Origin of the sequence: Amycolatopsis sp. Poz14 (assembly GCF_006704225.1) — a bacterium.
Lineage (GTDB): Bacteria > Actinomycetota > Actinomycetes > Mycobacteriales > Pseudonocardiaceae > Amycolatopsis > Amycolatopsis nivea.
On record NZ_JACLHD010000001.1, the window covers coordinates 7,966,411 to 7,980,612 of the forward strand.

At 70.2% G+C, this 14,202-nt stretch carries 15 protein-coding genes; 7 read left to right on the forward strand and 8 right to left on the reverse strand.

The features are described from left to right. Positions 1-462 precede the first annotated feature (462 nt). A complete protein-coding gene (locus FKO37_RS36910; protein ID WP_134666447.1) occupies positions 463-1,653 on the reverse strand; it encodes a class I SAM-dependent RNA methyltransferase in 1,191 nt (396 codons plus the stop codon). Further along, a complete protein-coding gene (locus FKO37_RS36915; protein ID WP_134666449.1) occupies positions 1,650-3,698 on the reverse strand; it encodes an APC family permease in 2,049 nt (682 codons plus the stop codon). Before FKO37_RS36915 ends, FKO37_RS36910 begins: the two co-directional genes overlap by 4 nt. A gap of 96 nt (positions 3,699-3,794) precedes the next feature. Between FKO37_RS36915 and FKO37_RS36920 the strand changes: the two genes are divergently transcribed. Continuing rightward, positions 3,795-4,460, forward strand: a complete 666-nt coding sequence (locus tag FKO37_RS36920) for a TrkA family potassium uptake protein (RefSeq protein ID WP_037819124.1) — start codon at positions 3,795-3,797, stop codon at positions 4,458-4,460. Next, complete coding sequence (locus FKO37_RS36925; protein ID WP_009075577.1) at positions 4,460-5,116, forward strand: TrkA family potassium uptake protein; 657 nt, start codon at positions 4,460-4,462, stop codon at positions 5,114-5,116. The genes FKO37_RS36920 and FKO37_RS36925 overlap by 1 nt, the downstream gene beginning before the upstream one ends. Positions 5,117-5,169: 53 nt before the next feature. Here the strand turns inward: FKO37_RS36925 and FKO37_RS36930 are convergent, their stop codons facing one another. Both FKO37_RS36930 and FKO37_RS36935 read right to left on the reverse strand, forming a co-directional pair. Next, complete coding sequence (locus FKO37_RS36930; protein ID WP_037819126.1) at positions 5,170-5,916, reverse strand: DUF3159 domain-containing protein; 747 nt, start codon at positions 5,914-5,916, stop codon at positions 5,170-5,172. A 9-nt stretch (positions 5,917-5,925) separates the two neighbouring features. After that, positions 5,926-6,306: an OB-fold nucleic acid binding domain-containing protein gene (locus tag FKO37_RS36935; RefSeq protein ID WP_009075573.1), complete on the reverse strand. Its 381-nt coding sequence runs from the start codon at positions 6,304-6,306 to the stop codon at positions 5,926-5,928. Between the two features lie 104 nt (positions 6,307-6,410). On the opposite strand from FKO37_RS36935, the gene FKO37_RS36940 reads away from it, so the two are divergent. Then, positions 6,411-7,118, forward strand: a complete 708-nt coding sequence (locus FKO37_RS36940; RefSeq protein ID WP_238607514.1) for an alpha/beta hydrolase — start codon at positions 6,411-6,413, stop codon at positions 7,116-7,118. Between the two features lie 63 nt (positions 7,119-7,181). On the opposite strand, the gene FKO37_RS36945 is transcribed toward FKO37_RS36940, so the two are convergent. Further along, positions 7,182-7,847, reverse strand: a complete 666-nt coding sequence (locus tag FKO37_RS36945; RefSeq protein ID WP_037819129.1) for a DUF3710 domain-containing protein — start codon at positions 7,845-7,847, stop codon at positions 7,182-7,184. Further along, entirely contained in the window at positions 7,847-8,350 is a 504-nt protein-coding gene (dut, locus tag FKO37_RS36950; protein WP_043838363.1) for a dUTP diphosphatase, read from the reverse strand. Before dut ends, FKO37_RS36945 begins: the two co-directional genes overlap by 1 nt. A gap of 24 nt (positions 8,351-8,374) precedes the next feature. Between dut and FKO37_RS36955 the strand changes: the two genes are divergently transcribed. After that, positions 8,375-8,860: a DUF3093 domain-containing protein gene (locus tag FKO37_RS36955; protein WP_134731847.1), complete on the forward strand. Its 486-nt coding sequence runs from the start codon at positions 8,375-8,377 to the stop codon at positions 8,858-8,860. 387 nt (positions 8,861-9,247) lie between these two features. Here FKO37_RS36955 and FKO37_RS36960 read toward each other — a convergent pair whose 3' ends face one another. Then, on the reverse strand, positions 9,248-9,556 hold the full coding sequence (locus FKO37_RS36960) for a DUF4193 domain-containing protein (RefSeq protein WP_013224476.1): 309 nt from the start codon (positions 9,554-9,556) through the stop codon (positions 9,248-9,250). Between the two features lie 509 nt (positions 9,557-10,065). Between FKO37_RS36960 and cei the strand changes: the two genes are divergently transcribed. Continuing rightward, entirely contained in the window at positions 10,066-10,749 is a 684-nt protein-coding gene (gene cei, locus FKO37_RS36965) for an envelope integrity protein Cei (RefSeq protein ID WP_037819138.1), read from the forward strand. A 34-nt stretch (positions 10,750-10,783) separates the two neighbouring features. Here cei and FKO37_RS36970 read toward each other — a convergent pair whose 3' ends face one another. After that, positions 10,784-11,611 carry an inositol monophosphatase family protein gene (locus tag FKO37_RS36970; protein WP_134731129.1) on the reverse strand — a complete coding sequence of 276 codons (828 nt, stop codon included), beginning with the start codon at positions 11,609-11,611 and terminating at the stop codon, positions 10,784-10,786. 64 nt (positions 11,612-11,675) lie between these two features. Between FKO37_RS36970 and ppgK the strand changes: the two genes are divergently transcribed. Together ppgK and FKO37_RS36980 are read left to right on the forward strand one after the other, a co-directional pair. Continuing rightward, positions 11,676-12,437: a polyphosphate--glucose phosphotransferase gene (gene ppgK / locus FKO37_RS36975; protein ID WP_037819144.1), complete on the forward strand. Its 762-nt coding sequence runs from the start codon at positions 11,676-11,678 to the stop codon at positions 12,435-12,437. A gap of 222 nt (positions 12,438-12,659) precedes the next feature. Beyond that, positions 12,660-14,072 (forward strand): RNA polymerase sigma factor, encoded by a 1,413-nt coding sequence (locus FKO37_RS36980; RefSeq protein ID WP_238607515.1) that lies wholly within the window; start codon positions 12,660-12,662, stop codon positions 14,070-14,072. Positions 14,073-14,202 lie beyond the last annotated feature (130 nt).

A 14,202-nucleotide genomic window follows, 5' to 3' on the forward strand; every position in this document is an offset into this window, starting at 1 on the left:
CGCCCCGCCAGCAGAACACCTGCCAGTGACAGAATTTTGCGCAGAATCATGGCCGCCCCTCGCTTCGTCCTCCGGCCCGCTGCCGGAGAACCGCGCATCTTCCGCGATGCACATCCGGTCAGTCGCCAGGGAGCGCGCTGAGGTTCTCGTGTGACCGAATCGTGACCATCAAAGGGGTGCCTCTCCCCTGGGCGAAGCAGCAGATTCCGTTGCGAGACAACCAATCGGAAGCCGACGCAGACTTCCTTTGCGCGGCAGGAAATCGGGCGATCCCGTGGGCCGGAGCGTTCGCGCTGGCGATCCCGACCATCCGCCGACGCCAAGGCGAACCACTGGCGTTCGCCAGTTTGACCGGCATCGCGGTAGCGGGAATCCTCCTGCGCTACCTCGTGATCACGCTCCCGTGGTTTGGCCGCGACAGGACTCGCCGCGGCAGCCAATGTCCAACGGGCGCAATAAAAGTCACTGCAGCAGCGCCACGCACTCCACGTGATGCGTCATCGGGAAAGCGTCAAAAGCCCGCAGATCCGTCAGCGAATACCCGTGTTCCGAGAAGAACTGCACATCCCGCGCGAGAGCCGCCGGGTCGCATGCCACGTAGACGATCCGGTCCGGTTCGCCCTCGGCGATCGCGTTGACGACCGCTCGGCCGGCGCCCTTGCGCGGCGGGTCTAGGACCACGACGTCGACCGGCGTCGGGGCGTCTCCGATGAGGTGTTCCACGCGTCCGGAACGCCAGCTCACCTGCGGCAGGTCGGCGAGGTTGCGCTCGCCGTCGGAGACCGCGCGCCGGCCGGATTCGATGGCCAGCACCTGGCCGTCCGGGCCGACCTGGTCGGCTAGCACCGAGGCGAACAGGCCGACCCCGGCGTACAGGTCCCAGGCGACCCCGCCGCGTGGCGCGGCCGCCCACTCCCGCACGAGTTCCGCGAGTGTGTCCGCCGCCTGCGGGTGGACCTGCCAGAAGCCGTGTGCGTCGAGCCGCCAGTCGCGGCCGGCCGCGTGCTGGATCGCCATGCCGCCGGAGAGCTGCTTGCCTTGCGTCCGCCCGCGCACCGTGGCGAGTTCGCGCAGGTGGAGGTGGTTCTCTGCGTCGCTGGTGACTTCCAGTTCGGTGCCCGGCCGCCAGCGCTTGCTCAGCGCGGTGTCGAGTGAGCCCGGCACCGCGATCGGGCAGTCGTCGATCGGGATGACGCGGTGGCTGTGGTGCGCGCGCAACCCGGCCTGGCCGTCGCGTCCGGCGACGAGGCGGACCCGGCTGCGCCAGCCGAGCGGGCCGCCTTCGAGCGGTTCCACGACCACGTCGCGGGTGATCCCGGCGAGCCGTTGCAGCTGTTCGGCCACCACCGCGGCCTTCAGTTCCCGCTGGTAGGCCGGTTCGGCGTGCTGCCAGTCGCAGCCTCCGCACCCGCCGGGAGCGGCGAGCGGGCACGGCGGCGCCACCCGGTGCTCGGACCCGCTGAGCACCTCGATCGCATCGGCGCGGCAGAACGAGCCGCCCTTGTCCTCGGTCACTTCGGCCCGGACGCGTTCGCCGGGCAGCGCGTGCCGCACGAACAGCACTCGTCCGTCCACACGCGACACACAGTGCCCGCCGTGCGCGACTGGGCCGACTTCCAGTTCCAGGATCCGGCCTAGCCAGCTCTCGGTCATTCTGATGATTCCTTTGTCGCAGGGGCTGGCTTCGGGGCGTCCGGGGGACGCGGCGTCGTCGGCGTGAAGCCGCGCCGGACGTCACCGGCGGACGGGCGGGCCTTGCGCAGCCGCGCCACCGCCTTCTGCGACGACTCCAGCTGCCACGGCACGCTCGCCACGACCACGCCGGGCTGGAACAGCAGCCTTCCCTTGAGCCGCAACGCACTCTGGTTGTGCAGCACCTGCTCCCACCAGTGCCCCACGACGTACTCCGGAATGAACACCGTCACGACGTCGCGCGGATTGGCGCCGCGGACCCTCTTCACGTAATCCAGCACCGGCTTCGTGATTTCCCGGTACGGGGATTCGACGACCTTCAACGGTACCTTGAACTTGTGCGCTTCCCACTCGTGGGTGAGCGCGCGGGTGTCGGCGTCGTCCACATTGACCGTCACCGCCTCGAGCACGTCCGGGCGCATCGCCTTCGCGTACGCCAGCGCGCGCAGCGTCGGCCGGTGCAGTTTGGACACCAGGACGATCGCGTGGTTGCGCGAGGGCAGCACGGTCGGCGCGTCGCCCATGTCCTTGAGTTCCTCGGACACCCGGTCGTAGTGCTTCCGGATCGCGGTCATCAACGCGAAAATCGCCACCATCGCGGCGATCGCGATCCACGCGCCGAGCAGGAACTTGGTGATCAGCACGATCACCAGCACGGTGCCGGTCATGGTGAGGCCGATCGCGTTCACCGTCTGCGAACGGCGCATCCGCCGCCGCGCCGCCGCGTCGGTTTCCTTGGCCAGCAACCGGTTCCAGTGCCGGATCATGCCCGCCTGGCTGACCGTGAACGACACGAACACGCCCACGATGTACAGCTGGATCAGCCGGGTGACCTCGGCGTCGAACGCGATGATCAGCACGAGCGCGAAAATCGAGAGGAACAGGATGCCGTTGGAGAACGCCAGCCGGTCGCCGCGGGTGTGCAGCTGCCGCGGCAGGTAGCGGTCCTGGGCGAGGATCGAGCCGAGCACCGGGAAGCCGTTGAACGCGGTGTTCGCGGCCAGCAGCAGGATGATGCCGGTGGAGAACGAGATGTAGTAGAACGCGGGCGGGAAGTCGGCGAACACCGCGTGCGCGATCTGCGCGACGATCGTCTTCTGCTCGTAGCCGGGAGGCGCGCCGGCCAGCTGCCGCGCCGGGTCCTCGGCGAAGTTCACCTTCGTGACGATCGCCAGCGTGATGATGCCGACGAGCATCGTCACCGCCAGCACGCCCATCAGCAGCAGCGTGGTGGCCGCGTTCTTCGACTTCGGCTTGCGGAACGCGGGCACGCCGTTGCTGATCGCCTCGACCCCGGTCAGCGCCGCCGCGCCGGAGGAGAACGACCGCAGGATCAGGAAGACGAAGGCGATGCCCGCCCAGTTGCCTTCCTCGTGCAGCGTGAAACCCGCGCTCTCGGCGCGCATCTCGGTGCCGGTGACGGTCTGGAAGAGCCCCCAGACGACCATCAGCAGGATGCCGGCGATGAACCCGTAAGTCGGAATGGCGAACGCTTTGCCGGATTCGCGCACTCCGCGCAGATTCAGCGCGGTCAGCACGGCCACGATCACGACCGAGGCGAGCACTTTGTGGTTGGCCACCCACGGAATCGCCGAGCCGATGTTCGCGACGCCGGACGAAGTGGACACCGCGACGGTCAGCACGTAGTCGACCAGCAGCGCGCTCGCCACCGTCAGGCCGAACTTCCCGCCGAGGTTGGTCGTCGCGACCTCGTAATCGCCGCCGCCGCTCGGGTACGCGTGGACGTTCTGCCGGTACGACGCCACGACGACGAGCATGACCAGCGCGACCGCGACCCCGATCCACGGCGCGAAGGCGTACGCGGACAGGCCCGCGACGCTCAGCGTCAGGAAGATCTCCTCCGGCGCGTAGGCCACGCTGGACAGCGCGTCGGAGGCGAAAATGGGCAGCGCGATGCGCTTGGGCAACAACGTGTGGGCGAGACGGTCGCTGCGGAACGGGCGCCCTAGGACCAGTCGCTTCAGCACTGTCGGGAACTTCGACACCACGAGAGCGTAACCGGGTCGCCGCAAGGTAGGTTCGGCGCTGGTGTCCGAGGGTACCCACCGACGGGTCATCCGCACCCTGCGAGGAGGCTAAGCGTGCACGTGGTGATCATGGGATGCGGCCGCGTCGGCGCGTCTCTGGCCGCGGCGCTGGAGCGGCTCGGCCACGACGTGGCCGTCATCGACAAGAACCAGCAGGCGTTCCGCAGGCTGGGCAGCGACTTCCACGGCCAGCAGGTCGTCGGGGCGGGTTTCGACCGCCGGGTGCTCGTCGAGGCCGGGATCGAGCGCGCGGGCGCTTTCGCGGCCGTTTCGAGCGGCGACAATTCCAACATCATCTCCGCGCGGGTCGCGCGCGAGAACTTCGGCGTCGAGCACGTGGTCGCGCGCATCTACGACCACAAGCGCGCCGCGGTCTACGAACGGCTGGGCATCCCGACCGTCGCGACCGTGCCGTGGACGACCGACCGGTTCCTGCGCACCCTGCTGCCCGACGGCGTCGCCTCCGCCTGGCGCGATCCGTCCGGCAACGTCGCGCTGCTGCAACTGCCGCTGCACGAGGGCTGGGTCGGCCGCAGCGTGCACGAGCTGCAGGAGACCACCGGCGCGCGGGTCGCGTTCATGATGCGGTTCGGCACCCCGGTGCTGCCGGACGCGAAAACCGTCGTGCAAGCCGACGACGACGTGTGGGTGGCGGCGCGTTCGGGCACCGTCGGAGACGTGACGAGCCTGGCCGCTCGCGCCCCCGAGGAGGAGAACTGATGCGGGTCGCGATCGCGGGCGCGGGCGCCGTCGGGCAGTCCATCGCCGCCGAGCTCATCGACGGCAACCACCAGGTGATGCTGATTGAGCGGGACGCCGACCAGTTCGAGCCGGAATCCGTTCCGCAGGCCGACTGGGTCCTCGGCGACGCGTGCGAGGTGTCGATCCTCGAGGAGTCCGGCATCGAACGCTGCGACGTCGTGATCGCGGCGAGCGGCGACGACAAGGCCAACCTCGTGGTGTCGCTGCTGGCGAAGACGGAGTTCGCCGTGCGGCGCGTGGTGGCGCGGGTGAACAACCCGGCCAACGAATGGCTGTTCACCGACGCGTGGGGCGTCGACGTGGCCGTGTCGACTCCGCGGATGCTCGCCGCGATGGTCGAGGAGGCGGTGAGCGTCGGCGATCTGGTGCGGCTCATGACGTTCCGGCAGGGGCAGGCGAACCTGGTGGAACTCACCCTGCCGGAGGAGACGCCGCTCGCGGGCAAGCCGGTGAGCGAACTTGCGCTGCCGCGCGACGCGGCGCTGGTGACCATCCTGCGCGGCGACCGGGTGATCGTGCCGCAGCCGGAGGACCCGCTCGAGGCGGGCGACGAGCTGCTGTTCGTCGCGACCTCGGACGTCGAGCCGGAGATCCGGACGGCGCTGGGCTACTGAGACGCGAAAAAGGGCGGACCCGCGACGGGTCCGCCCTTTTTTCGTAAGTCGGATCAGGTCTCCGGAGTCGGTGCCTGCGCGTACTTCTGCCGCAGCCGCGCCTCGACCTGCGCGTCGGTCTCCGGCTCCGGTTCTTCCTCGGCGAGCGCCTTCAGCCGCTTGTCGGACCGGCGGACCGCCCAGACGACCACCAGCAGCCCGATCGCGTACAGCGGGTAGCCCATCGCGATCTTGGCGAACGCGAGCCAGCCGGTCTGGTCGCCGTCGTACAGCCAGCGCTGGACCACGAACCGGGCGGCGAAGATGACGGCCATCGCGAGCGTCGCGACGTCGTAGCCGTAGCGGGACGGCTTGTCCTTGCGCCAGGCGGTGCCGTTGCCGTTGAGCGCGTTCCACACGACGCCCGCCAGCGGCCAGCGCACCACCACCGAGATCACGAACACGGCGCAGTACGCGAGGCTCGCCCAGATGCCGAAGAGGAAGAACCCCTTCGCGGACCCGGTGCGGAACGCGATGAACGCCGCGATCGCGACGCCGAAGAATCCCGAGATGGCCGGCTGCAGCGGCTCCTTGCGCACGACGCGCAGGACGGTGATCGCCACCGCGCTGCCGATCGAGCCCCAGATCGCCACGGTGAGCCCGAAGAACGCGTTCAGCAGGACGAACACGATGACCGGCACCGAGGAGTAGAACAGGCCGGAAACCCCGCCCATCTGCTCCATCAGCGTCGGCTGCCGCTCGGGCTCGTCCCCGTTTCCGGGCGCGTCCTTGTCGTCGCGGGGAGCAGCGGGTTCAGTCACGAGTGTTGATCACCCTACCGGGCTCTGGAGTTCGTAATACGGGTTGTAGAGCACCTTCTGCCCGTCCCGTTCGGCCATCCGGCCGCGAACCTTGACGGTACGGCCGGGCTCGATGCCGGGAATCCGGCGCCTGCCCAGCCAGATTAGCGTCACGCCCTGCGTGCCGTCGAACAGCTCCGCCTGCAGCGAGGCGGGCCCGTCGGTCGGCGACAGCTCGACGCTGCGGAGCCTGCCGAGCACCGTCACCTCTTCGCCGGACCGGCAGTCACAGGCGCGCTGCGCGCCTTCGGCACCCGACCTCTCGGACATCTCGTCGGCGTCGAGGTCCTCGACGTCGCTGGTCAGCTTGCGAACCAACCGGCTGAAGTAGCCGCCGTCCTTGGCGGACATGGTGTGCTCCTGTGCTCCGGGGCCCCCGACTTCGTTCGGCCCGTGCGTATTCCAGCGTAGCTGCGGTCTCAGCCAGGGAAACGGGTTTGCGGCAAGATCGCAACGTGACGTCCGCAATCCGTCTCCCGGCCGCCGTCCTGCTTCCCGGCACCGGCTCGGACGACATCTTCGTGCGCTCGGTGTTCGGCGGCCCGCTCGCGGCGCTCGGCGTGCCGATGATCACGCCCGCGCCGGCGCCCGGGCCGGGTCTCGCGGAAGCGTTTTTGGCCGAACTGGACCGTCTCGCTGACCGGCACGGGACGGTCCTGGTGGGCGGGATCTCGTTCGGGGCGCATCTCGCGGCGGAGTGGGCGGCGGCGAATCCGGGGCGTTGCGGGGGGCTGCTCGCGGCGCTCCCGGCTTGGAACGGGGAATCCGGGCAAGCACCCGCGGCGCTGGCCGCGACGGTCACAGCGGATCTGGTGGCCGCCGAGGGGGTGGACGGGGCGCTGGCGCAGGCCGCGGCAGGGAGTCCGGGATGGCTCGCGGAGGAGCTGGACCGGGCTTGGCGGCGACACGGGGCGGGGCTGGAGGCCGGGCTGCGGGCGGCGGCGGGGAGAGCCGCGCCGGTTTTGGCGGACTTGCGGAGCGTGGACGTGCCGGCCGGGGTGGGCGGATGCGCGGATGATCCGGTTCATCCCGCTTCGGTTGCCCGGGAATGGGCTCGTGCGTTGCCGCGAGGGCGGTACGGGGAGACGTCGCTCGCCGCGATGGGGCGGGATCGCGAGGCGTTGGGGCGGGCGACTGTTTTGGCGTTTTTGCGGGCGTTGTGAGGATGCGCCGAAAAGGCCCTCACGGAACGGTGTCCGCGAGGGCCTTCTGGAGAGCGAAAGCGGTCAGCCCTGTTGTTCGGCGATGTGCTGGGCGACCGCGTCCGGGAGGGTGATCGGCAGCGGGGTGCGCACCGGCATCGGGGAGTTGCCTCGGTCCACGACAGTGCGGCGCACGATCGCCCGCAGCACCTCGGGAGCTTGCGAGGCGGTGGACTGCGGGCCCGCGATCACGCCGCGCAGCATCCAGCGCGGGCCGTCGACTCCGACGAAGCGCAGGGCCACGTCGCCGACGATCGCGGACAGTTCCATGCCCCATTCGCCCCGGCCGACGTTGACCTTCGCGCCGTCCGCGCGGAGCTGGTCGGCCAGTTCGTTGCTCACCTCGCGCCACAGGCCGCCGGATTTCGGGGCCGCGTAGGCGCTGACGGTGATCTGCCCGACCTCGGTCACGACGTGCACCGCGCGCACGCCGCCTTCCTCCGGGTCCATTTCGACCTGCACCTGCGAACCGTCGGGCACCGGCACGCGCACCGAGCCCAGGTCGATGCGCGGGATGCCGTCTTCCTCGGCTTCGGCGGCGTCGAACGGGCCGTCGGTCGTCTCCGACAGCTGGTCCTCGGGTTCGAGCGCGTCGTCGGCGCCGTCAGCTTCGGCGTTCTCGCCGCGCTGGGAAGCGACGCCTCCGGTCTCGTCGTCGCCGGACCGGCGCTTGCGTCCGAAAATCCCCACTATCGTTCCGTTCCTTCCCCGGTGCCCGCGCCGGTGTCTCCGGCGCCGGGTGCCAGTGTGGCGTGCCCGCCGGTCGAGCCGTAACCTCCCGCGCCGCGTTCGGTCGTCTCGAGTTCGGCGACCTCGACGAACTCCGCGTGCTCGACCCGCTGGACCACCAGCTGCGCGATCCGGTCGCCGCGCGCCAGCACGATCTTCTCGCGCGGGTCATGATTGACGAGGCAGACTTTGATCTCGCCGCGGTAGCCCGAGTCGATCGTGCCGGGAGTGTTCACCACGGACAATCCGACGCGCGCCGCGAGCCCCGAGCGAGGATGCACGAACCCGGCGTACCCGGCGGGCAGCGCGATCGCGACCCCGGTGCCGACGACCCCGCGCTCTCCGGGTCCGAGCACGATATCCGAGGTGGTGACGAGATCGGCCCCGGCGTCGCCGGGCCGGGCATAGGCGGGCGGCGGGACTTCGGGGTCGAGCCGCTGGAGGAGGACCTGAACGCTGGACACGGGCGGCGAGACTACCCTTGTCCTGTGGCTGACCGCGTGAACACCGCCGCGACGGGCGTCGTCGCACACTCCGAACGGCTCTACCTGCCGTGGTGGGGCTGGCCCCTGCCGATGGCAGGCGCGATCCTGCTGGGCGTCGAGGTCCACCTGGGCTACCCGTCCATCCCGATGTGGATCCCGCTCGCGATCGCCGTGCCGGTCATGGCCGCCCTCCTGCTGTCGCTGGGAAGGGCGAAAATCAAGATCACCAGCGGAGACGACCCCGAACTCTGGGTCGGCGACGCCCACCTGCCGCTCCGCTACGTCGGCGAGATCACCGTCGTGGAAAAGGACGCCAAACGCCACGCCCTGGGCCGCGACGGCGACCCCGCCGCCTTCGTCCTGCACCGAGGCTGGGTGGGCCCAGCAGTCCGCATCACCCTGACCGACCCGGCAGACCCCACCCCGTACTGGCTCTTCAGCACCCGCAAACCGAAGCGAGTCGTAGAACTCCTCCGCAACAACGCCTGACCCCACGCGCTGGTCGTGAGGGGAACCCTCACAGCCGCTGATTCCCTCAGGGTTCCCCTCACGACCCTAAAACCGCAGCCAGTGCACCCAACGAGCGAGGCACCCAGCCCCTCCCCCGCACCCCGATACGAAGCGCATCTGCGGTTCGGGGGTGCTTGTCAAGGCATCTTTCCCGCCTTGACAAGCACCCCCGAACCGTCAGCACAATCAAACTTCGGGGTGCCCCACGCAACCAAAAGCCGATGTCGCCGCCAGGCGACGAGAACCCCCGAACACGAGTAAGGGGGCCGACCACCGGCCGACCCCCGTGCTTACCCGGTCTTCCCAAGACCGCGAAAACGCTGACCCCGTGAATCTCCCCTAGATCTCCCTGTGAAAATCCCCAGGTCAGGCGCAATCGCGGCAGATCAGCCTGCCGCCGTTGTCCTCGGCGAGCCTGCTCCGGTGGTGCACCAGGAAGCAGACCGAGCAGGTGAACTCGTCCGCCTGCTTCGGCACGACCTTCACGGTCATGTCTTCCCCGGAGAGCCCGGAAAGGTCCGCGCCGGGAAGTTCGAAGTTCTCCGCGGTCGCGTCCTCGTCGACGTCGACGACGCCGGACTGGTTCTCGTTCCGCCGGGCCTTCAGCTCCTCCAACGAGTCTTCGGCCAGCTCGTCGGCTTCGCTGCGGCGCGGAGCGTCGTAGTCGGTAGCCATGGTGTCCCTCACCCCTGCGATTCAGCGTGTCGTCCTGCACCGGTTCCGGAGGCGCCCGATACCGGTCGTGCCGCTGGTCAACGTTCCAGCGCCCCTGTTTGTGCCCGGCCCGCGAGTGACCCAGGTCTCAGCCTGGCGGGCCTCGTTCTGCGGCCGGAGCCCGGGAAGGGTAGCTCACCGCCGGACGCGTCTCGCACCGAGTCGGACATTGCCGGTCCAGCGTCACCCGGGAGGGGGAACGCGCAGGTGAGACGCCTGTCCTCCGTTCGGGTTGCCCCGGCGTCGTAAACATCACCTCGCCGCCGAGTCGGCTTGCTCGCGCGGAGCCGTCCGTGGTGCGATCGCCACCGAGGGGCATTACGCGGAACGGGTGAAGGTGACCCGCGACACCGCGCGTCGCGAACAGCGCCTAGGCTCACCGGCTACCACGCCGGTGCGTACGCTGGCGGTTACCGCGAGGCGCGGCGGGGCGACCGCGGCCGGTTCTGCGAGGGGAAGGGACGGGGCAGGTGGCGTCGGGGAACGGGGCGGGGAACCGTGGTGCGCGGCCTTACCGCAAGCACCGTCCGCTGCCCGCGTTGATCGTGATCGGCGTGCTCGCGCTCGGCGCGGTGTTCGTCTGGGTCAACGCCGTGGTCGGCCGCGGCGACATCGACGAGGCGGTGCGCTGCAGCCCGGAGCCCAAGGCGCCGCCGGGGATCACCTACACCTCGGTCCCGCACAACGGCCTGGACGACCGCTCGCCGATGCCCCCGGACAAGGTCGCGCTGAAGGTGCTCAACGCCAGCAGCACGCGCGGGCAGGGCAGCATCGCCACCAACGCGCTGCGCGAACTCGGCTTCACCGCGATCGGCGATCCCGCCAACGACCCGGCGTACCCGAAGGGCGACGCGCGCTGCCGCGGCCAGATCCGGTACGGCGACAACGGCGCCGCCGCGGCCCGCACGGTCAGCCTGGTGGTGCCCTGCGCGGAACTGGTGCACGACACCCGCAAGGACGCCTCCGTCGACCTGGCCACCGGCAAGCTCTTCACCGACGTCCAGCCGCGGCCCGAGGCGGTCAAGATCCTCAAGCAGCTCACCGCCTGGTCGCAGGCGCATCAAGGGGGCGGCGGCAGCGAGCAGTCCGCCAGCCCCGGCGCGCCGGTGATCGACCAGACGCTCCTGGCCTCGGCGCGCTCCGTCACCTGCTGACCCCGCGGACGAGGTCAGCAGGCCCGGCCCGCGGTCACACCTCCGCCGCACCTCCCGCGACCAGCGCCGCGCGCAGTTCCGTCGCGATCCCCGGCGACGCCGCGAACGTCGCGTCCTCCCCCAGATCCGCCGCTTCGCCCGGCAGCAGCACCGTCGCGCCCGCCTCCTGCGCCACCAGCGCTCCGGCCGCCCAGTCCCAGCGGTGCAGACCGTGCTCGAAGAATCCGTCCAGCCATCCGGCCGCGACCGCGCACAGGTCCAGCGAAGCCGCGCCCCGGCGGCGGATGTCGCGCACCTGCCCGACGAGATCCGCGGTCAGCTTGCCCTGCCGGATCCGGCGGTCCCGCGCGTAGGAGAAGCCCATCCCGACGAGCGCCAGGTCCAGCCGGTCCGCCGCGGACACCGACAGCCGCTCGCCGTCGAGCCACGCACCGCCGCCGCGGACGGCCGTCCAGCGCCGGCCGCTCACCGGCTCCACGACCGCTCCCGCGACCGACACCCCGTCGATCTGCGCCGCGATCGACACCGCGAAGGCCGGCAGGCCGTACAGGAAATTGACGGTCCCGTCGATCGGATCGACCACCCAGGTGACGCCGCCGCCGAGCGCTCCCCCGCCTTCCTCGCCGAGCACCGGTTCCCCGGGCCGGATCCGCTCCAGCCGGGCGCGGACCAGTTCCTCCGACTCCCGGTCCACCGCGGTCACCACGTCGGTCTCAGCGGACTTCGTGTCCACCGCGACCTCGCCGCCGGACCGCATCCGCACCCAGGCCGTCCGGACCAGGTGCGCGGCCTCGACCGCGACCTGTTCGGAGGTGTTCTTCAGGTCGTTCAGCATCGCCTCGTCAACTCCCACGCCCGCCATGTCACCACATCCGGTTAAAGTCTCCGCAGCAGACTTCTGAATCGTGCGAGAAGGGACCACGTCAGTGACGGCGACCCGAGGTTTCGGAATCGACATCGGCGGCAGCGGGATCAAAGGCGCGCTGGTCGATTTGGAACAGGGACAGCTCATCGGGGACCGGCACCGGATCGAAACGCCGCAGCCCTCGACGCCGGACGCGGTGGCGGACGTCGTCGCCGAGATCGTCCGCGCGGCGGAATGGGACGGCCCGGTCGGCGTGACGCTTCCCGCGGTGGTCAAGAGGGGCACCGCGCACACCGCGGCGAACATCGACCACAAGTGGATCGGCACCGACGCCGAGGCGCTCTTCGCGAAGCGGCTCGGCAAGAGCGTCGGCGAGGTCACGATGCTCAACGACGCCGACGCCGCGGGCCTCGCCGAGATCCGCTTCGGCGACGCGGCCGCGCGCACCGGCGTGACCGCGCTGCTCACCTTCGGCACCGGCATCGGCAGCGCGCTGTTCCACGACGGCAAGCTCGTGCCCAACACCGAATTCGGCCATCTCGAGGTCGACGGCCACGACGCGGAAAAACGCGCCGCCGCTTCGGTGAAGGACAACGAGGGCCTGTCGTATCCGCAGTGGGCCAAGCGGGTGCACCGGTACCTCTCGGTGCTGGAGAACCTGATCTGGCCGGACCTGTTCATCGTCGGCGGCGGCGTCAGCAAGAAGGCCGAGAAGTGGGTGCCGCTGCTGGACATCCGCACGCCGGTGGTCGTCGCGTCGCTGCAGAACAACGCGGGCATCGTCGGGGCCGCCGCGGCCGCCGCGGAGGGCGCCGGGCACTGACCGCCGGGTCCGCGCCGGGTCTCGGACCGGTCACCGGGAGGCGCCGGGAAGGGGGCCGGAGGGTGATCGCTTCGCGACGCAGTGGGCCGACGTCGTTACAATGGAACACGGCGCAGGAGCTGCGGAGGCAAAACCGCAGGCCGAGGCGTGTTCCCCGAATGTGAGGCAGCTGAGGTGGCGACATCTCGGCTCGTCATGATCGACCGCTGCGAAAGGGCGTAAGTGGCAGCCGCAAGAACCGCAACCCGAGGCGGGACGAAGACAGCGACCGAAGCCGGCGAGCCGGCCGACGAGGCAGCCACCGGAGCGGCGAAGTCCCCGGCGCGCAAGACCGCCGCGAAGCCGGCGGGCGCGAAGAAGACTCCGGCCAAGAAGGCCGCCGCGAAGGGTCCGAAGACCGACGACGGCGATCCCGACGGCCCGGTCGACCTCGACGAGGCCGAACTCGACAGCCCGGATCTGTCCGATCTCGAAGAGGTCGAGGTCGACGTCGTCGACGAGACGGTCAACGACGAGACCGACGACGATGACGACGACTCCGAGGACGAGGCCGAGGCGACCGAGGGGGCCGCGGGCGCCGCGACGTCCACTGCCGCCCGCCGCCGCGCGAGCGCCGCCGAGAAGGGCGGCAAGTCCTCGGACAACCCGGACTTCGTGTGGGACGAGGAGGAGTCCGAGGCGCTGCGCCAGGCGCGCAAGGACGCCGAGCTCACCGCGTCGGCCGACTCGGTCCGCGCCTACCTCAAGCAGATCGGCAAGGTCGCGCTGCTGAACGCCGAGGAGGAGGTGGAGCTCGCCAAGCGGATCGAGGCCGGGCTCTACGCCGCCGAGCGCGTGCGCACCGCCGAGGAGGAGGGCGAGAAGCTCGTCACCCAGATGCGCCGCGACCTCAAGTGGATCGTGCGCGACGGCGAGCGGGCCAAGAACCACCTGCTGGAGGCGAACCTCCGGCTGGTCGTTTCGCTGGCCAAGCGCTACACCGGCCGCGGCATGGCGTTCCTGGACCTGATCCAGGAGGGCAACCTCGGCCTGATCCGCGCGGTGGAGAAGTTCGACTACACCAAGGGCTACAAGTTCTCGACGTACGCCACGTGGTGGATCCGCCAGGCGATCACCCGCGCGATGGCCGACCAGGCGCGCACCATCCGCATCCCGGTGCACATGGTCGAGGTCATCAACAAGCTCGGCCGCATACAGCGCGAACTCCTGCAGGACCTCGGCCGCGAGCCGACGCCCGAGGAGCTCGCCAAGGAGATGGACATCTCGCCGGAGAAGGTCCTGGAGATCCAGCAGTACGCGCGCGAGCCGATCTCGCTGGACCAGACCATCGGCGACGAGGGCGACTCGCAGCTCGGCGACTTCATCGAAGACTCCGAGGCGGTCGTCGCGGTCGACGCGGTGTCGTTCACGCTGCTGCAGGACCAGCTCCAGTCGGTGCTGCAGACGCTGTCCGAGCGCGAGGCGGGCGTGGTCCGGCTGCGCTTCGGCCTCACCGACGGCCAGCCGCGCACCCTCGACGAGATCGGCCAGGTCTACGGGGTCACGCGCGAGCGGATCCGGCAGATCGAGTCGAAGACGATGTCGAAGCTGCGTCACCCGTCGCGTTCGCAGGTGCTGCGCGACTACCTGGACTGAGCTTCTCCGGTTCCCGCGAGAAACCCCGCCCCGCACTACGCGGCGGCGGGGTTTCTGCGTTTACCGACAACGCCGCCGCGGCATCGGCCCGGCATTTCCGCGAAATCCTTCCTTCGTCTGACCACAGTGG

What these genes read in the sequence shown, in the direction of transcription:
- FKO37_RS36925 (WP_009075577.1), top strand. Translation starts at nt 4,460, where the DNA reads ATGCGGGTCGCGATCGCGGGCGCGGGCGCCGTCGGGCAGTCCATCGCC.
- FKO37_RS36935 (WP_009075573.1), bottom strand. Translation starts at nt 6,306, where the DNA reads ATGTCCGCCAAGGACGGCGGCTACTTCAGCCGGTTGGTTCGCAAGCTG.
- FKO37_RS36960 (WP_013224476.1), bottom strand. Translation starts at nt 9,556, where the DNA reads ATGGCTACCGACTACGACGCTCCGCGCCGCAGCGAAGCCGACGAGCTG.
- FKO37_RS36910 (WP_134666447.1), bottom strand. Translation starts at nt 1,653, where the DNA reads ATGACCGAGAGCTGGCTAGGCCGGATCCTGGAACTGGAAGTCGGCCCA.
- FKO37_RS36970 (WP_134731129.1), bottom strand. Translation starts at nt 11,611, where the DNA reads ATGGCGGGCGTGGGAGTTGACGAGGCGATGCTGAACGACCTGAAGAAC.